Annotated in this window: 18 protein-coding genes; 15 read left to right on the top strand and 3 right to left on the bottom strand. The window is 72.1% G+C overall.

Annotated elements, in window-relative coordinates:
- Nucleotides 1–82: 82 nt before the first annotated feature.
- From ABZS37_RS16005 to ABZS37_RS15985, 5 genes are all read left to right on the top strand, one after another.
- Nucleotides 83–1,621: an aspartate aminotransferase family protein gene (locus ABZS37_RS16005; RefSeq protein ID WP_355169543.1), complete on the top strand. Its 1,539-nt coding sequence runs from the start codon at nucleotides 83–85 to the stop codon at nucleotides 1,619–1,621.
- A 35-nt stretch (nucleotides 1,622–1,656) separates the two neighbouring features.
- Nucleotides 1,657–2,934, top strand: coding sequence for a SidA/IucD/PvdA family monooxygenase (locus ABZS37_RS16000; RefSeq protein ID WP_355169657.1), 1,278 nt, complete (start codon nucleotides 1,657–1,659; stop codon nucleotides 2,932–2,934).
- Entirely contained in the window at nucleotides 2,931–3,554 is a 624-nt protein-coding gene (locus ABZS37_RS15995) for a GNAT family N-acetyltransferase (protein ID WP_355169541.1), read from the top strand. Before ABZS37_RS16000 ends, ABZS37_RS15995 begins: the two co-directional genes overlap by 4 nt.
- Before the next feature lie 23 nt (nucleotides 3,555–3,577).
- Nucleotides 3,578–5,398, top strand: coding sequence for an IucA/IucC family siderophore biosynthesis protein (locus tag ABZS37_RS15990; RefSeq protein WP_355169655.1), 1,821 nt, complete (start codon nucleotides 3,578–3,580; stop codon nucleotides 5,396–5,398).
- A 67-nt stretch (nucleotides 5,399–5,465) separates the two neighbouring features.
- The gene (locus ABZS37_RS15985; RefSeq protein WP_355169539.1) at nucleotides 5,466–6,755 is read left to right on the top strand and encodes an MFS transporter; all 1,290 of its coding nucleotides are present in this window, start codon (nucleotides 5,466–5,468) and stop codon (nucleotides 6,753–6,755) included.
- A gap of 146 nt (nucleotides 6,756–6,901) precedes the next feature.
- On the opposite strand, the gene ABZS37_RS15980 is transcribed toward ABZS37_RS15985, so the two are convergent.
- Complete coding sequence (locus ABZS37_RS15980) at nucleotides 6,902–7,387, bottom strand: GNAT family N-acetyltransferase (RefSeq protein ID WP_355169537.1); 486 nt, start codon at nucleotides 7,385–7,387, stop codon at nucleotides 6,902–6,904.
- A 133-nt stretch (nucleotides 7,388–7,520) separates the two neighbouring features.
- On the opposite strand from ABZS37_RS15980, the gene ABZS37_RS15975 reads away from it, so the two are divergent.
- Nucleotides 7,521–8,183 carry a fasciclin domain-containing protein gene (locus ABZS37_RS15975; RefSeq protein ID WP_355169535.1) on the top strand — a complete coding sequence of 221 codons (663 nt, stop codon included), beginning with the start codon at nucleotides 7,521–7,523 and terminating at the stop codon, nucleotides 8,181–8,183.
- A 46-nt stretch (nucleotides 8,184–8,229) separates the two neighbouring features.
- Here the strand turns inward: ABZS37_RS15975 and ABZS37_RS15970 are convergent, their stop codons facing one another.
- On the bottom strand, nucleotides 8,230–9,243 hold the full coding sequence (locus ABZS37_RS15970; protein ID WP_355169533.1) for a phosphotransferase: 1,014 nt from the start codon (nucleotides 9,241–9,243) through the stop codon (nucleotides 8,230–8,232).
- Nucleotides 9,240–10,313, bottom strand: a complete 1,074-nt coding sequence (locus ABZS37_RS15965) for a LacI family DNA-binding transcriptional regulator (RefSeq protein WP_355169531.1) — start codon at nucleotides 10,311–10,313, stop codon at nucleotides 9,240–9,242. Before ABZS37_RS15965 ends, ABZS37_RS15970 begins: the two co-directional genes overlap by 4 nt.
- 93 nt (nucleotides 10,314–10,406) lie before the next feature.
- Here ABZS37_RS15965 and ABZS37_RS15960 point away from each other — a divergent pair, with 93 nt between their 5' ends.
- From ABZS37_RS15960 to ABZS37_RS15920, 9 genes are all read left to right on the top strand, one after another.
- A complete protein-coding gene (locus tag ABZS37_RS15960) occupies nucleotides 10,407–11,126 on the top strand; it encodes a cupin domain-containing protein (protein WP_355169529.1) in 720 nt (239 codons plus the stop codon).
- A gap of 168 nt (nucleotides 11,127–11,294) precedes the next feature.
- Nucleotides 11,295–12,227 carry an ABC transporter permease gene (locus ABZS37_RS15955; RefSeq protein WP_355169527.1) on the top strand — a complete coding sequence of 311 codons (933 nt, stop codon included), beginning with the start codon at nucleotides 11,295–11,297 and terminating at the stop codon, nucleotides 12,225–12,227.
- A gap of 23 nt (nucleotides 12,228–12,250) precedes the next feature.
- On the top strand, nucleotides 12,251–13,255 hold the full coding sequence (locus ABZS37_RS15950; RefSeq protein ID WP_355169525.1) for an ABC transporter substrate-binding protein: 1,005 nt from the start codon (nucleotides 12,251–12,253) through the stop codon (nucleotides 13,253–13,255).
- 4 nt (nucleotides 13,256–13,259) lie between these two features.
- Complete coding sequence (locus ABZS37_RS15945) at nucleotides 13,260–14,054, top strand: ABC transporter ATP-binding protein (RefSeq protein ID WP_355169523.1); 795 nt, start codon at nucleotides 13,260–13,262, stop codon at nucleotides 14,052–14,054.
- A gap of 38 nt (nucleotides 14,055–14,092) precedes the next feature.
- Nucleotides 14,093–15,244 (top strand): Gfo/Idh/MocA family oxidoreductase, encoded by a 1,152-nt coding sequence (locus ABZS37_RS15940; protein WP_355169521.1) that lies wholly within the window; start codon nucleotides 14,093–14,095, stop codon nucleotides 15,242–15,244.
- Entirely contained in the window at nucleotides 15,241–16,392 is a 1,152-nt protein-coding gene (locus ABZS37_RS15935; protein WP_355169519.1) for a dihydrodipicolinate synthase family protein, read from the top strand. Before ABZS37_RS15940 ends, ABZS37_RS15935 begins: the two co-directional genes overlap by 4 nt.
- Nucleotides 16,389–17,192 carry a sugar phosphate isomerase/epimerase gene (locus tag ABZS37_RS15930; RefSeq protein ID WP_355169517.1) on the top strand — a complete coding sequence of 268 codons (804 nt, stop codon included), beginning with the start codon at nucleotides 16,389–16,391 and terminating at the stop codon, nucleotides 17,190–17,192. Before ABZS37_RS15935 ends, ABZS37_RS15930 begins: the two co-directional genes overlap by 4 nt.
- Nucleotides 17,185–18,108, top strand: a complete 924-nt coding sequence (locus ABZS37_RS15925; RefSeq protein ID WP_355169515.1) for a hypothetical protein — start codon at nucleotides 17,185–17,187, stop codon at nucleotides 18,106–18,108. Before ABZS37_RS15930 ends, ABZS37_RS15925 begins: the two co-directional genes overlap by 8 nt.
- Nucleotides 18,039–18,383, top strand: coding sequence for a hypothetical protein (locus ABZS37_RS15920; RefSeq protein WP_355169513.1), 345 nt, complete (start codon nucleotides 18,039–18,041; stop codon nucleotides 18,381–18,383). The genes ABZS37_RS15925 and ABZS37_RS15920 overlap by 70 nt, the downstream gene beginning before the upstream one ends.
- Nucleotides 18,384–18,388: the final 5 nt, after the last annotated feature.

Below are 18,388 nucleotides of genomic sequence, written 5' to 3'. Positions count from 1 at the left end.
AGGCAGCACTGCCCCCCGGCGCGCGACCGCGCCGGGGGGAGGGTTCCGGCTGCCCCTCGTCGAGAACGTGGAAGGACATCCCGTGACCGTGCCGACGTACCCCGTCGAGACCACCGCGCCGCCGCCGGCGCCAGCCGCCGCGCGGGCCCATCTGCTGCATGACGGCTCGGTCGAGCAGTACCGGCGGACGATCGCCGACGGTGTCGACCGGGTTGCCCGTCGGGTGGCCACCGTGGACCGCCCGGTCACCGGGATCACCCCGGCCGAGCTGGCACCCCTGGTCGACCGCGTGGACCTGGACCGGCCGCTGGGCGACGCCGGGGCCGCACTGGATGAGCTGGAGGACGTCTACCTGCGCGACGCCGTCTGGTTCCACCACCCCCGCTACCTCGCGCACCTCAACTGCCCGGTGGCCATCCCGGCGCTGCTCGGCGAGGCGGTGCTCACCGCCGTGAACTCGTCGCTGGACACCTGGGACCAGAGCGCCGGGGCCACCCTCATCGAGCGGCGGCTGATCGACTGGACCGCCGAGCGGATCGGCCTCGGTCGCAGCGCGGACGGCGTTTTCACCAGCGGCGGCAGCCAGTCCAACCTCCACGCGCTGCTCCTGGCCCGGGAGGAGGCGTGCGCCGAGGCGATCGGCTCGTCGGCGCGCGCCGAGCTGCTGCCCCGGCTGCGCGTCCTCACCTCCGCGGCTGGTCACTTCAGCGTGCAGAAGTCGGCCAAGCTGCTGGGCCTCGCCCCGGACGCGGTGATCGCGGTGCCCACCGACGCCCGGCGGCGGATCCGGCCGGCCGTCGTCCGCGAGGAGATCGCACGGTGCCGGGAGGCCGGGCTGGTGGTGATGGCCGTCGTCGGCACTGCCGGCACCACCGACTTCGGCTCCATCGACCCGCTCATGGAGCTGGCCGGGATCTGCGCGGCGGCCGGCGTCTGGCTGCACGTGGACGCGGCGTACGGCTGCGGTCTGCTCGTCTCGCCGACGCGGCGGCACCTGCTCGACGGCATCGAGCGGGCCGACTCGGTGACCGTCGACTACCACAAGTCGTTCTTCCAGCCGGTCAGCTCCAGCGCGCTGCTGGTCCGCGACCGGCGGGCGCTGCGGCACGCCACCTACCACGCCGACTACCTCAACCCGGCTCGGATGGTGGAGCAGCGCATCCCCAACCAGGTCGACAAGAGCCTGCAGACCACCCGCCGCTTCGACGCGCTGAAGCTCTGGCTGACCCTGCGCGTGATGGGCCCGGACGCGCTGGGCGCGCTCTTCGACGAGGTGGTCGACCGGGCCTCCGAGGCCTGGCAGCTGGTCAGCGAGGACCCCCGCTTCGAGGTGGTGACCCGCTCCGAGCTGAGCACGGTGGTCTTCCGCTACCTGCCCACCGGCCCGGGTCGGAAGCTGGCCGACGCCGCCAACCTGTACGCCCGGGAGGCGCTGGCCGCGTCCGGCCTCGCCGTGGTCGCCGGGACCCGGGTGGACGGCCGGCACTTCCTGAAGTTCACCCTGCTCAACCCGGCCACCACCGTCGACGACGTCGGCCACGTGCTCGACCTGATCGCCACCCACGCCGGCCGGTACGTGCACGACCACGTCACCGTCGACCTGACCTGCCACGTCGGCTGACGCCGGTGACCACGAACCTGCGCCTGGAGACTCGGATGTCCACCCACGACTTCATCGCCATCGGGCTGGGCCCGTACAACCTGGGCCTGGCCTGCCTCACCGCGCCGATCGACGAGCTGGACGGGGTCTTCCTGGAGGCTCGGCCGAGCCTCGCCTGGCACCCGGGCATGCTGCTGGAGTCGGCCCGGTTGCAGACCCCGTTCATCGCCGACCTGGTGAGCCTCGCCGACCCGACGTCGCCGTACTCCTTCCTCAACTACCTCAAGGAGATCGGCCGGCTCTACCCGTTCTACATCCGGGAGAGCTTCTACCCGCTGCGCAGCGAGTACGACGCGTACTGTCGGTGGGCGGCGGCGAAGCTGCCGAACGTGCGCTTCGGTCAGACCGTGACCACGGTGGAGTACGACCCCATCGACGAGCGGTACGTGGTGCGGGCCGACGCCGGCGCGGGGGAGACCGTCGAGTATCGGGCCCGGCATCTGGTGCTCGGCACCGGCACCCCGCCGCACCTGCCCGACGCCGTCGCCGAGCTGCCCGGCGACGCCGTGCACAACTCCCGCTACCTGGAGCACCGGGACACACTGCGCACCAAGCGCAGCATCACCGTGGTGGGCAGCGGGCAGAGCGCCGCCGAGGTCTACCACGACCTGCTCGGTGACATCGACCGGTACGGCTACCAGCTCAACTGGGTGACCAGGTCGCCGCGGTTCTTCCCGCTCGAATACACGAAGCTGACCCTGGAGATGACCTCACCGGACTATGTGGACTATTTCCACGCGCTGCCCGAGGTGACCCGCTACCGGTTGGAGTCCGAGCAGAAGGGCCTGTTCAAGGGGATCAACGCCGACCTGATCAACGACATCTTCGACCTGCTCTACGCGCACAGCGTCGACGGCCCGGTGAACACCCGACTGCTCACCAACACCGAGCTGGTCAGCGCCGCATACCAGGACGGGGCGTACACGCTGGGGTTGCGTCAGGTGGAGCAGGAGCGGGACTTCGCCCTGCGTACCGAGGGGTTGGTGCTGGCCACCGGCTACCGCTACCAGGTGCCGGCGTTCCTCACGCCGGTGCGCGGGCGGATCCGCTGGGACTCCCACGGCCGCTTCGACGTGGCCCGCAACTACAGCATCGACCACTCCGGGCGGGGCATCTTCCTGCAGAACGCGGGCACCCACACGCACAGCATCACCTCACCGGACCTGGGCATGGGCGCGTACCGCAACTCGTGGATCATCAGTGAGCTGCTCGGCCGGGAGCACTACCCGATCGAGAAGAGCATCACCTTCCAGGAGTTCGGGGTGACCTCGTGAGCGTCGTCTACACCCGCGCCGATGGTCGGCTCGGTGAGTTCGCGCTGCGTACCCTCGACCCGGACGCCGACGCGGCGCTGCTGCACACCTGGGTGACCCACCCGAAGGCGGCGTTCTGGCTCATGCAGGACGCCGACCCGGCCCAGGTGGCCGAGGAGTACCAGCGGATCGCCGACCACCCGCACCACGACGCGTACCTCGGGCTGTGGCGGGGGAGTCCCGCCTTCCTCGCTGAGCGTTACGACCCGGCCCACGTCGAGCTGGTCGGCCTCTACGACAACCAGCCCGGTGACGTGGGCATGCACTTCCTCTGCGCGCCCGTCGGCACTCCCGTACACGGTTTCACCCGGGCAGTGCTCGGCACCGTCATGGCCTGGCTCTTCGACGACCCGGCGACCCGGCGGGTGGTGGTCGAGCCGGATGTCCGCAACACCGCCGTGCACGCGCTGAACGCCGCCGTCGGCTTCGAGGTCGTCGGCCCGATCGCCAAGCCCGAGAAGGACGCGTTGCTCAGCATCTGCACCCGAGCCCAGTTCCAGGCTGCGGCCGACCGCGCTGCCGCCGACGGTGCCGCCCCCGACCGCGCCGCCGCCATCCGAACCGAAGGAGCCCCGGCGTGACCACCACCGCCGTCCCCACCCAGATGCCCGCCACCGCAGGGCACGCCGCCACCGGCGACCCGGTCGGGCATCTCACCCCGCAGCGCTGGGCCCGGGCCAACCGGCTGCTGGTCCGCAAGGCGCTCGCCGAGTTCACCCACGAACGGCTGCTCACCCCGGAACCCGTCGCGGGCCCCGACGACCGACAGTGGTACGAGGTCCACAGCGACGATCGCGCGGTCAGTTACCGGTTCGCGGCGCGGGTGCTCGCCCTGGCGCACTGGCAGATCGACGCGGACAGCATCACCCGGCACCGCGACGGCACCTCGCTGCCGCCCGACGCGGTGGACCTCATCGTCGAGCTGCGCGGCACCCTCGGGCTCTCCGCGCGGGTGCTCCCGGTCTATCTGGAGGAGATCACCTCGACGCTGGCCGGCACCGCGTACAAGCTGGCCCAGTCCGCACCGCGTGCCGCCGAGCTGGCCGGGGCGGACTTCCAGACCATCGAGACGTCGATGACCGAGGGCCACCCGTGCTTCGTTGCCAACAACGGCCGGCTCGGCTTCGGCGTCGACGAGTACCACCGGTACGCCCCGGAGGCCGCCACCCCGGTCCGACTGGAGTGGCTGGCCGCGCACCGGGACCACTCGACGTTCAGCAGCGCCACCGACCTCGACTACGACACGCTGATCGACGGCGAGCTGGACGCGGAGACCCGAGCCCGGTTCGCGGCGACGATGGCCAACCTCGGCCTGGACCTCGCCGATTACCACCTGATCCCGGCACACCCGTGGCAGTGGTCGAACAGGCTGGCGGTCACGTTCGCCGGGGAGTTGGCCGAGCGTCGGCTGGTGCACCTCGGCCCCGGGCCGGACGCGTACCTCGCCCAGCAGTCCATCCGCACCTTCTTCAACGTCACCGAGCCGAGCCGGCACTACGTCAAGACCGCGCTGTCGGTGCTGAACATGGGCTTCATGCGTGGGCTGTCGGCCGCGTACATGGCGGCCACCCCGGCGATCAACGACTGGGTGGCCGACCTGATCGCCGGCGACGAGGTCCTGACCGGCACCGGCCTGACCGTCATCCGGGAGCGGGCCGCGGTGGGTTACCGGCACCGGCAGTACGAGGCGGCGACCGACCGCACCTCCCCGTACCGGAAGATGTTGGCAGCGTTGTGGCGGGAAAGCCCGGTGCCCGACCTGGCACCGGGACGCCGACTGTCCACCATGGCCGCGCTGCTGCACGTGGACAGCGACGGCGGCTCGCTGGCGGCGGCGCTGATCGCCCGGTCCGGGCTTGCGCCCGAGGTCTGGCTGCGTCGCTACCTGGACGCCTACCTGACCCCGCTGCTGCACAGCTTCTACGCCCATGACCTGGCTTTCATGCCGCACGGCGAGAACGTCATCCTGGTCCTCGACGAGCGCGACACCGTCGAGCGGGTGATCTTCAAGGACATCGCCGAGGAGATCGCGGTGATGAGCGGCGAGGTCGAACTGCCGGAGGCGGTGGAGCGGGTCCGGGTCGACGTGCCCGACGACACCAAGCTGCTGACCATCTTCACCGACGTGGTGGACTGCTTCCTGCGTCACCTCAACGCGGTGTTGGTCGAGGCCGGTGTGCTCGCCGAGGACGACTTCTGGCGTACGGTCGCGGCCTGCGCCGCCGACTACTTCGACCGGGTGCCGCACCTGGCCGAGCGGGTACGCCACTACGACCTGTTCGCACCGGAGTTCACGCTGTCCTGCCTCAACCGCCTCCAGCTGCGCGACAACCAGCAGATGATCGACCTGGCCGACCCGTCGGCGGCTCTCCAGTTCGTCGGCACCCTGACCAACCCCCTGGCCGCCCACGCCCCGGCCCGGTGACGGTCGAGGCGGGCCGGCTGCCCGCCACGGCCAGCGTGGGACGGCCACGTTCACTACCCTTGGCGCGATGAGCCGATCTGCCGCCGCTGGGCGGGCTCCGCTCTGGCGGGACCGGACCTTCGGCACATACTGGGTCGCGCAGTCGCTGTCGGCGGCCGGCGACTCGTTCGCCTACCTGGCGGTGCCGCTGCTGGTGCTCCAGGCGACCGGGTCGGTGGCGCAGATGGGTCTGCTCACCGCCGTCGCGGGTGCGGCGTCCGTCGTCGCCGGGATCTTCGGCGGGGTGCTGGTCGACCGGTACGACCGCCGCACCCTGATGATCGTGGCCGATCTGGCCCGGCTGGTGCTCTACGGCCTGGTGCCACTGGCCTGGCTCGCCGGCCCGCAGGTCTGGCTGCTCTTCGTCGTGCTGCCGATCTGCGAGGCGGCCGGCATGGTGTTCCAGGTCGCCGCGGTGACCGCGGTCCGCAACCTCGTCGATCGGGATCGGATCACCGAGGCCAATGGCCGGTTGCAGGCGACGTACGCGGCGGCGGCCGTCCTCGGGCCGCTGCTCGCCGGCGTGGTGTCGGCCCGCTTCGGCCCGGCGACCGCCATCGCCGTCAACGCGGCGAGCTTCGCGGTCTCCGCGGCCGGTCTGTGGCTGATCCGGCTGCGACCCGTGCGGCCCGACGGCGCTCCAGCGGTGGTCCGGGAGCGGCCACTGGCCGAGTTCCTGGCCGGGGCGCGGTTCCTGTGGCGACAGCCCGTGCTCCGCGCGCTGACCATCCTGCTGTCGGTCTTCATCTTCCTCACCTACGGCTTCGTCGACGTGCTGATCTACCACGTCACGCACGACCTCGGCGGCTCCGACCGGACCGTCGGCACGGTGCTCGGTCTGGCGGCGCTGGGCACGGTCGCCGGGGCACTGCTGGTGGCCCCGCTACGCCGTCGGCGCGGATTCGGCGCGACCTGGATCGGCGCGCACGCGATCTGCGGTTTCGCGGTGGCGGGCGTCGGTCTCGCGACCACCGTGCCGACGGTCACCGCGCTGACGGCCGTCTACCTGTGCTGCCTCAGCGTCGGCGGGATCTGCTCGATGTCGCTGCGTCAGGAGATCACCCCCGACCACCTGCTCGGCAGGGTCACCTCGGCCTTCTGGAGCACGCACTATGCCCTCGGACCGGCCGGCGCGGTCGCGCTGACCTGGGCCGCCGCCCGGTACGGCGTCCCGGGGGTCGCCCTCGTCGCGGGGGCGGGATGTCTGGTGGTCGCGGTCGGCGGCCTGTTCACCCCGATCCGCCGAGCTGGCGCGGAGCCGGCCCCCGAGCCGCCGGGAACTCAGCCGGTGCCGGCCGGCGACACCGTCAGTGGTTGAGACGCTGTGGAGCTGATGTCGTCAACGATTCAGGCCTACGCGGCGCAGCCGATTCGTCTACGACATCAGCTCCAAAGGCGCCGAGTGCCACCAGGCTCCCCGGGTAGGCCAGCCCGAAATTGCTGAGAAGGGGGGCCCAGGCCGGGTCAGAACTCCTGGTACATGACGTGCAGGCCGACCCGGCCGAGGGTGGGGTGACGGAACGCGCCCGGCACCGTGCCGACCACGTCGAAACCCTCCCGTTGGTACAGCCGCACCGCCGACCGGTTGCTCTCCACCACGGCGTTGAACTGCATGCCCGCGTACCCCTGGTGGCGGGCCCAGGCCAGGGCGTCGCGGCACAGCGCGGTGCCCACGCCCCGACCACGGGCGTCGGCGGCGACCATGAAACTCGCGGTGGCCACGTGCGCGCCCGGCCCGGGCCGGTTGGTGCCCATCTTCGCGGTGCCGAGCACCCGCTCGCCGTCGACCGCCACGACGGTCCGTCCCGGCGCGGCCTCCGCCCACATGCCGTACGACTGTTCGGCGGTCATCTCGGGGTCGTAGGGGAAGGTCTCCTGTGCCCGGATCACCTCCTCGATGATCGGCCACACCTGCGACCAGTCCTGGTCGACGAACTCCCGAATCAGCACCGGGGGAGGTTAAGCCCCGAATGAGCTCCGGACAATTCGTTTCTCCGCAGGTGCATCCGGGCGGCGTACCCGGTGCGAAGCATGAGTCGTGACGAGACGTCACGGATCCGTCGCTTCGACGAAAGGCCCGCTGATGAAGATCGCACGACTCGCCGCCCGGATGGCGGTGGGCGCCATGGCCACCGCGCTGGCCACCACCGCCGTCGGTGTGCCGGCCGCTCAGGCCACTGGCAAGCCCAAGCCGCTCGGCACGACGTCACTCGCCCAGGTGCTGACCAAGGACAGCAGCGGCTTCGACCGCAACTCGCGTGACTTCGACGTGCTGACCGCGGCCGTGCTGGCCGTGCTGGAGGCCAAGCCGAACTCGCCGGTCAAGGTGCTCACCGACGGCACCGTCGCGCTGACCGCGTTCATCCCCACCGATGCCGCCTTCCAGCAGTTGGTACGCGAGATCACCCAGGCAAAGAAGCTGCCGAGTGAGAGCGCGGCCTTCACCGCCGTCGCCGGGCTGGGCATCGACACTGTTGAGTCGGTGCTGCTCTACCACGTGGTGCCAGGCGCCACCATCGATCGCAAGACGGCGATCCGGGCCGACGGCACGGACCTGACCACCGCGCTGGGCTCGACCGTTGAGGTCGACGTGCGCACCTACCTGTACTTCTTCCGCCAGGTGCGGCTGGTCGACGCCGACACCAACGACCGTGACGCCCGCGTCACCACCTTCGACGTCAACAAGGGCAACCGGCAGATCGCACACGCCGTGGACCGGGTGCTGCGCCCGATCGACCTGCCCTGACTCGGCGCGGGTGGCGTCCGACCACACGTCGGGCGCCACCCGCGAGTCAATCCCGGTCGAGTGCGGCGATCTCCTCGTCGAGCAGGGCCGCCAGCCGGGCGTGCCGCCCCGGATGGCTCCGCGCGGTCATGCCGCGGCTGGGCATCTCGATGGTCATCAGCAGGTACAGGTGCAGCCGGTAGAGACCGAGCCGACGACGCGCGGGGGCGTCCAGCACCAACGGTGCGGCGGCCCGGTAGCCGCGCAGCAGGGGATGCTCCGGCTCATCCTCGACGCGCCGGAAGAGCAGCGGCGAGACCAGATCCAGCAGCGGATCGCCGTAGAGGAAGCGTTCCCCGTCCACCAGACCGCACAGCCGCAGCCGGCCGGTCGGGTCGGGCGCGGCCAGCACGTTGCCGTCCCAGCAGTCGAAGTGCAGCAGCGCCGGGCGGCGTACCTCGTCCAGCACGTCGGCGTGCCGCCCCACCAGCCTGCGCAGGCCGTCCGGGGTGACCGGCAGCCGGACGTCCCAGTCGGCCGCGTCGGCGAGCAGCGCGTCGAGCATCGCCGTGAACGCCGCCCGCCAGCTCGACCCGCCGGCCCGGTCACCGTCGTACCCGAACCGGTCGCCGGTGATCTGGTGCAACGCGGCGAGCGCCACCCCGAGGTCGTACCGCGCCGGGTCGTCGTCGGGCGTCGCGCCGGTCTCGGCCAGGTCAGACAGCGACCGGCCGGGCAGCATCGCGGTGACCAACCACTCGCCGTACGCCGGGTCGGTGCCGTGCTGCAACACCGGGGGTACGGGCACCTGCGGCGCATGCTCGGCGACGAGCCGGAAGTACCGTGCCTCGGCCGCGCAGAGCCCGCGTTCGTAGCGCAGCAGTGGCGTCCCCGCCGGCGGCGCCAGCTTCAGCACCACCCGGCGGTCGTCGTCGAGCAGCGCCCACCAGACCGTCGCGAACCCTCCGCCGCTCAACGGGCCGGCGTCCCGGACCTGGGCCTGCGGCCCGAACGACGCGCGGACCAGGTGGGCCACGTCGTTGGTCGTGAGGGGACGCTGCGTGGGGCTGGAAGCTGTCACGACGTGGCGTCGCCCCGTCGCGCCCGGGGCGCCGACCCGGAAGCGGCGCGGGTGGAGCGCGGGGCGGGACCGGCGGTGTCGCGGCGGACCAGCTCTGCGGGAAGCACCTCGCGCCGGGGCGCCGGCGCCTCGGCGCCGAGCACCAGGGACATCGCCCGCACTCCCATGTCGACCAGCGGCAGTCGCACGGTGGTCAGCGCCGGGGTCACGTCCTGGGCGATCGGCATGTCGTCGAAGCCCACCACGGAGATCTGCTGCGGCACCGCCAGCGAGCGCGCCCGCAGGGTGGCGAGCGCGCCGATGGCCATCGAGTCGTTGAGCGCCACGATCGCGGTCAGCTCCGGATCGGCGTCGAGCAGTCGGGCGGTGGCCTCGGCGCCGCCGTCGCGGTCGAACTCCGCGTACCGGATCCGCCGTTCCGGCAGCTCGCGGCCCTGCTCGGTGAGGGCCTGCCGGAGGCCGGCCAACCGGTCGGTCGTGGTGGTGAGGATCCGCGGACCGGCGACCACGCCGATCGCCCGGTGCCCCAGCCCGCACAGCTCCCGCCCGGCGAGGTAGCCGCCGGCCCGATTGTCCGGCATCACCGCGTCACCGGAGTGCTCGTGTCGGCCGATCACCGCGACCCGCCCGCCGGTCGCCTCGTACGCGGCGAGCTTCTCGTTGAGCTGCCGGGTGAACGCCTCGTCGTGGTAGCCCGAGCCGGCCAGGATCAGCGCCGCCACCTGGTGGCCGCGCAACAGCTCCACGTATTCCAGCTCGCGGTCCGGGTCCCGGTAGCTGTTGCAGATCATCAGCAGCCGACCCTGGTCGGTGGCGACGCGTTGCAGCCCACGGGTGATCTCGGCGAAGTACGGGTCGGAGACGTCGTGCACGATCACGCCCACCGCGCTGCGGTGCGAGCGGGCCAGCAGTTGGGCGTGCGCGTTCGGCACGTACTGCAACTCGGCGACGGCGGCGAGCACTCGCTCGCGTAGCTCGTCGGTGACCGGCTTGCTGCTGCCGTTGATCACGCGGGAGGCGGTGGCGGGTGAGACGCCCGCGCGTCGCGCCACGTCGGACAGGGTCGCCATGGCCCGCCCTCTCGGTCTGTTGACGGCGTTTCGCCGTGCCGGCTAGCGTCACGGTACCGCAGAGAAAGCCCTTTCCCGCAGGGAGGCCCGGCCATGTCCGATCGCTTCGCCGCCCCGCTGCCCGGCGGGATCGGGGTCTCCCGGCTGCGCGTCTACGACACCGTCGCCCCGGACGGCCTGGTCGGCGGCACCCCACACGTGCACCTGTGCTGCACCGAGGGGTACGTGGTGACCGACGGTGAGGGTGCGGTGCAGACCCTGACCACCGCCGGCTTCCGGGAGACTCCACTGCGGCCGGGCGCGGTGGTCTGGTTCGAGCCCGGCACCGTGCACCGTCTGGTCAACGGCGGTGGGCTGACCATTGTGGTGCTCATGCAGAACAGCGGCCTGCCCGAGGCCGGCGACGCGGTGCTGACCTTTCCACCCGACGTGCTGGCGGATCCGGCCGCGTACGCCGCCGCGGTGGTGCTCCCCGCCGGGGGAGCGCCGGGCGCCGACGTCGGCGCCGCGTACCGCCGACGGGATCTTGCGGTCACCGGCTTTCAGGCGCTGCGGTCCGGCGGGCCGGTGGCGCTGGCCGCGTTCCACGCGGCCGCGATCGCGTTGCGCCAGCCGCTGGTGGCGCGTTGGCGGCAGCGGTGGGAGACCGGCGCGGGCCGAGCCGCCGCCGACACCGGGGTGCAGCTCGACGCCCTGGACCGGGGGGACCCCGGGCACCTGAGCGAGGCCGGGGTGTACGCGGTGAGCGAGCCGGTGGAGCGGGGTCGGCTGGGTATGTGTGGCCTGCTCGACACCTATCCAGCCAACGGTTGACCGTCTACTCACGACGGCCAACGAGCCGGCGACGCATCGGCGGAAACAGATCGAGGAAAGGCCTTGCCTGGCAATAGGGTGCCGCCTACGCTCCAGGAAAGCGTTTGCCTGATCCGCCGACCGGCCCGGTCCCACGGGCGCCGAGCCGGGCCCCCGAGGAGGTTCCGCGTGACCGAGAACGCTCTGGACACGGCGGGCCGGCAGGCGGCCGACGCACCCGACGGCTCGGCGGCCACCGACGGCGGCGACTCGTCCACCGTGGCTGGTCGGTCGCCCGGCACCGGTGGCCGCCCACCACGACCGACGCTCGGGCGTCGGGCGGTGGCCTTCGCCGACTCGCTCTGGCGCCCGGCGCTGGTGCTGGCGGCCTTTGTCGCGGCCTGGTGGTTCGTGGCCGCCCAGGAATACGTCCCCAACTACCTGGTGCCCACACCGGGCCAGGTCTGGGAAACGATGACCGGCCAGTGGTCCGAGCTGGCCCGACACACCCTGGTCACCCTCTACGAGACGGTGCTCGGCTTCGTGCTGGCCGCCGCGTTGGGTCTGGCCACCGCGGTCGCCATCGCCTACTCGCGCACCCTGGACAAGGCGCTCTATCCGATCGTCCTGTTCGCACAGGTCATCCCGAAGATCGCCATCGCTCCGCTGCTGGTGGTCTGGTTCGGTCTCGGTCTCACGCCGAAGATCATCCTGGCGGTGCTCATCGCGTTCTTCCCGGTGGTCATCTCCGGCGTGGCCGGGCTGCGCTCCACCGACCCGGAGCTGCTCGACCTCGCCGCCACCATGGGCGCCGGGCCGTGGCGCACCTTCCGTAAGATCCGCTTCCCGAACGCGTTGCCGCACCTGATGGCCGGTCTGAAGGTGGCCGTCACCCTCGCGGTGGTCGGTGCCGTGGTCGGCGAGTTCGTCGGCGCCAGCGAAGGGCTGGGCTACGTCCTGTTGCTGGCCAACGGCAACCTCGACGCCCCGTTGCTGTTCGCCGACCTGATCCTGATGTCCGCCATCGGCATCGTCCTGTTCGTGCTGGTCGAGATCGCCGAGGCACTGCTCATCCCGTGGCACGCCAGCCGCCGTTCCGGCGTGTCACTGACCACCTCCTGACCGACCCCATCACGGAGGCACCGATGAAACGCACCGCCACCACCATCCTGGCCACCGCCGCCCTGCTCCTCGCCGCCACCGGCTGCGGTGGGGACGACTCCGCCGGCAAGACGGGCCCCGACGGCAGCAAGCAGGTCACCCTCACCCTCAACTGGGTGCCCTACGGCGAGCACGCGCCGTTCTACTACGGGCTGCAGAAGGGCTACTACTCCGCCGAGGGCATCGACCTGAAGATCCTGCCCGGCAACGGCTCGGGCAACACGGTCAAGCAGGTCGCCCAGAAGCAGACCGACTTCGGCTGGGCGGACAGCCCGGTGCTGCTCAAGTCGGTGGCCAGCGGGATGCCGGTGCGCAGCCTCGGCGCGTACCTGGAGAAGGGCCCCTCCTCGGTGGAGTTCTTCACAGCGGAGAACATCAAGACCCCGGCGGACCTCAAGGGCAAGACCGTCGGCGGCACCCCCGGCGACGCCCTCTACGCGACCTTCCCGGCCTGGCTGGAGAAGAACGGCCTCAAGCAGACCGACGTCAAGGTCGTCAACGTCGACGCCGCCGGCAAGATCGCGGCCCTGGCCGAGGGCAAGGTCGACGCCATCATGGGCTTCTTCCACGACCAGGCGCCCACCATCGAGAGCAAGACCGGCAAGAAGGTCGACGTGCTGCTCTTCGCCGACTACGGGATGAACCTGCTCGGCACCGGCCTGATCGCCAACACCCAGACGCTGCAGAAGGACCCGGAGTTGGCGCGCAAGTTCGTCCGGGCCACCCAGAAGTCCTGGGCCGACGCCGCCCGCGACCCGGCCGGCGCGGTGAGCGCGATGACGGCGCTGGCCGAGAACGAGCCCGCCCCCGAGGTGCTCACCAAGCAGCTCACCCTGGTCCTGCCGCTGATCGGCGGCGAGGGCCCGCCCGGGGTCAACACCGAGGCCCAGTGGACCGAGACGATCGACCTGATGTCCCGCTATGCGGAGCTGAAGGACCGGGGCGCGCCCAACGCGTACTGGGATTCCTCGTACGCGGCCAAGGGGTGACCCGGTGACCGCCGCGCCGGCACGCACCGGCACCGCCATCGGGATGTCCGGGGTCACCGTACGGTTCACCTCCCGACGGTCGCAGACCACCGCCCTGGACGACGTGTCGCTGGACATCCAGCCGGGGGAGTTCGTCACGATCGTCGGCCCGTCCGGCTGCGGCAAGTCCACCCTGCTGAAGATCGTCGCGGGGTTGGTCCGGCCGACCAGCGGTGCGGTGTCACTGCTGGAGCGCCCGGTGCGCGGCCCGCAGAAGGAGATCGGCTTCGTCTTCCAGAAGGCCGCGTTGCTGGAGTGGCGCGGCGCCCGGGCCAACATCCTGCTCCAGGCCGAGATGCGTGGCATGGACCGGGCGCAGGCGGCCCGCCGGGCGGACGAGTTGATCGACATGACGGGCCTGACCGGCTTCGAGAAGGCGCTGCCGCACGAGCTGTCCGGCGGCATGCAGCAGCGGGTGGCGCTCTGCCGCGCCCTGCTGCACTCCCCGCCGGTGCTGCTCATGGACGAGCCGTTCGGCGCCCTGGATGCGCTGACCCGGGAGCAGATGAACGCCGAGCTGCACCGGATCTGGCGGGAGACCGGCACCACGGTGCTGCTGGTCACCCACTCCATCGCCGAGGCGGTCTTCCTCGGCACCCGGGTCGTGGTGATGAGCCCTCGGCCCGGCCGGATCATCCGCACCTCTTCGGTCGAGCTGCCGGCGCACCGCGACTACGCGCAGGTGATGTCGGATCCCCGCTTCGACCGGCTCGCCACCGAACTGCGCGGGTTGCTCGGCAGCGCGGCCGCCAACCACTGAGCGCGGATCGGTACCACCAGCACGACGGAAGGAACATCATGACCCGCAGGTCGATCGGCATCATCGTCAACGGCGTGACCGGAAGGATGGGCTACCGGCAGCACCTCGTCCGCTCGCTGCTGGCCATCCGCGAGTCCGGCGGCGTGGCGTTGGCCGACGGCACGACCATCTGGCCGGAACCGGTCCTGGTCGGGCGCAACGAGACGAAACTCCGGGAGCTCGCCGAGCGGCACGGGCTCAGCGACTGGACCACCGACCTGACCTCGGCGCTGGCCCGCGACGACGTCGAGATCTACTTCGACGCCCAGGTCACCCAGCAGCGGGAGAAGGCGATCCGGCAGGCCATCGAGGCCGGCAAGCACATCTACACGGAGAAGCCCCTCGCCGAGGACACCGCCGCCGCGCTCGACCTGGCCCGGGCCGCCGACGCGGCCGGCGTACGCACCGGCGTCGTGCAGGACAAGCTCTTCCTGCCCGGTCTGCGCAAGCTCAAGCGCCTCATCGACGGCGGCTTCTTCGGCCGGATCCTCTCGGTACGCGGCGAGTTCGGCTACTGGGTCTTCGAGGGCGACTGGCAGCCCGCTCAGCGTCCGTCCTGGAACTACCGGGCCGAGGACGGCGGCGGCATCACGGTCGACATGTTCCCGCACTGGCACTACGTGCTGGAGGAACTGTTCGGCCGCGTCAACGCCGTCACCTGCGTCACCGCCACCCACGTGCCCGAGCGGGTCGACGAGGCCGGCCGCCCGTATCCGGCGACCGCCGACGACGCCGCGTACGGCATCTTCGAGCTCGACGGTGGGGTGATCGCGCAGGTCAACTCGTCCTGGAGTGTGCGGGTGTACCGCGACGAGCTGGTGGAGTTCCAGGTCGACGGCACCGAGGGCAGCGCGGTGGCCGGGCTGCGCAACTGTCGGGTGCAGCACCGGGCGGTCACCCCGAAGCCGGTGTGGAACCCGGACCTGCCGGTCACCGAGGACTTCCGGGCACAGTGGACGGACGTGCCCGACAACGAGGAGTTCGACAACGGCTTCAAGGTGCAGTGGGAGGCGTTCCTGCGGCACATCGTGGCCGGTGAGCCCTTCCGGTGGGACTTTCTGGCTGGTGCGCGTGGCGTGCAGCTCGCCGAGCTGGGGTTGCGCTCGGCCCGCGAGGGCGTCCGTGTCGAGGTGCCGGAGCTGCACCGATGACCGCGGAGGTCGTGCTGCCGGGCGGGCGGCGGCACCGGCTGGTCGGGGGGAGCGGGTTCGCCCGGCCGGCCGCGCCGGCGACCAGCCGGATCGCGTACGCCGCCGCGCACGTGGTCGCCGACCCGAGCGCGGAGAACGTGCCGGGCGCCGCAGCGGTGGTGGACTGGGACACCACGCTCGCCTTTCGGCGGCACCTCTGGTCGTACGGGCTGGGGGTCGCCGAGGCGATGGACACCGCCCAGCGGGGGATGGGGTTGGACTACCCGGCCACCCGGGAGCTGATCCGTCGTAGCGCCGCCGAGGCCCGTGCGGTGGGCGGACGGATCGTCGCCGGGGTCGGCACGGATCAGCTGCCGGCCAGTCCGGCCACCCTGGCGGCGGTCATCGGCGCGTACCGGGAGCAGCTCGACGACGTTCGCGCGGCCGGCGCCCGGCCGGTGTTGATGTGCAGCCGGCATTTGGCCGCCGCCGCCCGTGGCCCCGAGGACTACCTCCGGGTGTACGACGAGCTGCTGACCGCCTCCGACGAGCCGGTGGTGCTGCACTGGCTGGGGCCCATGTTCGACCCGGCGCTGACCGGCTACTGGGGTGCGGCCGACCTGGACCTGGCCGCCGACACGGTCGTCGAGCTGATCAAGGCACACCAGTCCAAGGTGGACGGCATCAAGGTGTCGCTGCTCGACGCGGGGCGGGAGGTGTCGCTGCGCCGTCGGCTGCCCGCCGGTGTACGCCTCTACACCGGCGACGACTTCCACTATCCGGAGCTGATCCGGGGTGACGAGGTGGGCCACTCCGACGCGCTGCTCGGGGTGTTCGCGGCGATCGCACCGGCCGCCGCCGCCGCGTTGGCCGCCCTGGACCGGGGGGATCTGTCGGCGTACGACGAGGTCTTCGCGCCGACCGTGCCGCTGGCCCGGCACCTGTTCGCGGCCCCGACCTGGCACTACAAGACGGGGATCGTGTTCCTGGCCTGGCTGGCCGGGCACCAGGACCACTTCACGATGGTCGGCGGTGCGCAGTCGGGCCGGTCCCCGGCGCACCTGGCCACCCTGCTCACCCTGGCCGACGCCGCCGGGCTGCTCCCCGACGCCGACCTGGCCGCCGCCCGCGCACGGGCGCTGTTCACCGTTGCGGGGGTCGCTCAGTGAGCCTCACCCGGTTTTCGTTCAATCAGGCGACGGCTCAGCGCTGGCCGCTGCCCGAGGTGGTGGCCGGGTGCGTGGCTGCCGGCGTACCGGGCATCGGGTTGTGGCGGGAGCCGGTCGCGGAGCACGGGCTGGCGCGGTCGGCGAAGCTGGTCCGCGACGCTGGCCTCGCCGTCACCTCGCTGTGTCGGGGCGGTTTTTTTTCCGCCGACGACTGGCGGGCGGAGAACCTGCGGGCCATCGAGGAGGCGGCCACGCTCGGTGCCCCGGAGTTGGTGCTGGTCTCCGGTGGGCTGCCGGCGGGCAGCCGGGACATCGACGGCGCCCGGCGTCGGGTCGGCGACGCCATCGGCGAGCTGGCTCCGCACGCGGCGGCGGCCGGCGTCCGACTGGCCATCGAGCCGCTGCACCCGATGTTCGCTGCCGACCGCTGCGTGATCGCCACCCTCGGCCAGGCGCTGGACATCGCCGAGCGCTTCGACCCGGCGGTGGTTGGCGTGGTCGTGGACGCGTACCACGTGTGGTGGGACGACACGGTGTACGCGCAGATCGAGCGGGCGGGTTCCCGGATCGCCGCGTTCCAGGTCTGCGACTGGGTGACCCCGCTGCCTGAGGGGGTGCTGCTCGGTCGGGCGCTGCCCGGCGACGGCTGCATCGAGCTGCGTCGGCTGCGCGAGGCGGTGGACGCGGCTGGTTATGTCGGCCCGATCGAGGTGGAGGTCTTCTCTGCCGAGGTGTGGGCGCGTCCGGGCGCGGAGGTGCTGGACGCGGCGATAGCCGGCTACCTGCGCCACGTTGTCTGAGGCTCTCGAACGGCGGTGGCCGGCGGCGGTTGGTGCCTGGCTGGGCATCGGCACCGCGCCGGCAACCCTCGTGCTCGGCGCGGCGATGGCCGCCCGGCATGGCGGCGCGGTGCCGCTGGCCGGGCTGCTGGTCGGCGGGGTGTTGATGGCGGCGCTGCTCTGGGGGCAGGGTCGGATCGGTCTGCGCCGGCCACTGGGCGACGGCGGGACGCTGACCGCGGTGCTGCCCGCGTACCTGGGGGACACCTCGCGGCTGCTGCTGGCTGCGGTGCTGACCGTGTCGATGGTCGGGTGGAACGGGTTCAACGTCGGCCTCGGCGGTGCCTCGCTGGCCGCGTTGACGCACCTGCCGGGCTGGGCCGGGCCGGTCCTGCTGGAGGTGGCGGTCCTCGCCGTGTCGTGGGCGCCGGCTCGGCTCGGCAACCGGGTCGCGGTGTTCACCACGCTCAGCGCGGTGGTGCTGGTCGTCTGGTGTCTGACCGTGCTGCCACCACCGGGCGCGCCGGTTCGCGTCGCCGCCGGAGGGCTCGCCGACGCCGCCGCGCTGATCGGCTACGCGGCGGTGTTCGCGTTGCGCGCGCCGGACTTCAGCGTCGGTCTGGCCCGGCGACGGGACCTCGCCTGGTGTGTGGGGCTGCTGCTCGGGCCGGCGTTGCTCGGTGTGCTCGCCGGGGCCGGCCTGTGGCTGCGGACCGGCTCGGCGGACGTGGTCGCGCTGCTCGCCACCGGGTCGGGGCTGGCCGCGTACGCGAATCTGTTCGTCGCGGTGGCGGTCTTCGCCGCCGCGCTGACCACCACGTACTCCGGGGCGTTGGCGCTGCGCGGCCTCGCGCCGCGGGTTCCCGCGTGGGCGGCGATGCTCGTCATCGCGGTGCTCGGTGGGCTGCTGGCGGTGGCGCGTTTCGACCGGCTCTGACCCTGCTGGCCGCCGCGCTGCCGGTGCTGGTGGTGCCGATGGCGGTGGAGGCGGCGGCCCGTCGGCGCGGCCGTGCCCCGCGTACCGTGCCCGCCTGGTGCTGGCTGCCACCGGCGCTGCTCGCGGTCGCCTGCACGCTCGCCGGGGTCGGCGTCGGCCCGCTGCTCGGGCTGGCCCTCGCCGGGGCGTTCACCCTGCTGTGGCGACCAGGCCATCCTGCCCACCATCCGCAACAAGACGAGCAGGGGCCAGCACGAGGCCGCCGCGATCCGTGAGGGTG

The organism is Micromonospora sp. NPDC005413, from assembly GCF_040606435.1.
Lineage (GTDB): Bacteria > Actinomycetota > Actinomycetes > Mycobacteriales > Micromonosporaceae > Micromonospora.
This window is presented reverse-complemented; position numbering and strand designations above follow the sequence as displayed.

What these genes read in the sequence shown, in the direction of transcription:
- ABZS37_RS16000 (WP_355169657.1), top strand. Translation starts at nt 1,657, where the DNA reads ATGTCCACCCACGACTTCATCGCCATCGGGCTGGGCCCGTACAACCTG.
- ABZS37_RS15990 (WP_355169655.1), top strand. Translation starts at nt 3,578, where the DNA reads ATGCCCGCCACCGCAGGGCACGCCGCCACCGGCGACCCGGTCGGGCAT.
- ABZS37_RS15985 (WP_355169539.1), top strand. Translation starts at nt 5,466, where the DNA reads ATGAGCCGATCTGCCGCCGCTGGGCGGGCTCCGCTCTGGCGGGACCGG.
- ABZS37_RS15975 (WP_355169535.1), top strand. Translation starts at nt 7,521, where the DNA reads ATGAAGATCGCACGACTCGCCGCCCGGATGGCGGTGGGCGCCATGGCC.
- ABZS37_RS15965 (WP_355169531.1), bottom strand. Translation starts at nt 10,313, where the DNA reads ATGGCGACCCTGTCCGACGTGGCGCGACGCGCGGGCGTCTCACCCGCC.
- ABZS37_RS15960 (WP_355169529.1), top strand. Translation starts at nt 10,407, where the DNA reads ATGTCCGATCGCTTCGCCGCCCCGCTGCCCGGCGGGATCGGGGTCTCC.
- ABZS37_RS15950 (WP_355169525.1), top strand. Translation starts at nt 12,251, where the DNA reads ATGAAACGCACCGCCACCACCATCCTGGCCACCGCCGCCCTGCTCCTC.
- ABZS37_RS15940 (WP_355169521.1), top strand. Translation starts at nt 14,093, where the DNA reads ATGACCCGCAGGTCGATCGGCATCATCGTCAACGGCGTGACCGGAAGG.
- ABZS37_RS15935 (WP_355169519.1), top strand. Translation starts at nt 15,241, where the DNA reads ATGACCGCGGAGGTCGTGCTGCCGGGCGGGCGGCGGCACCGGCTGGTC.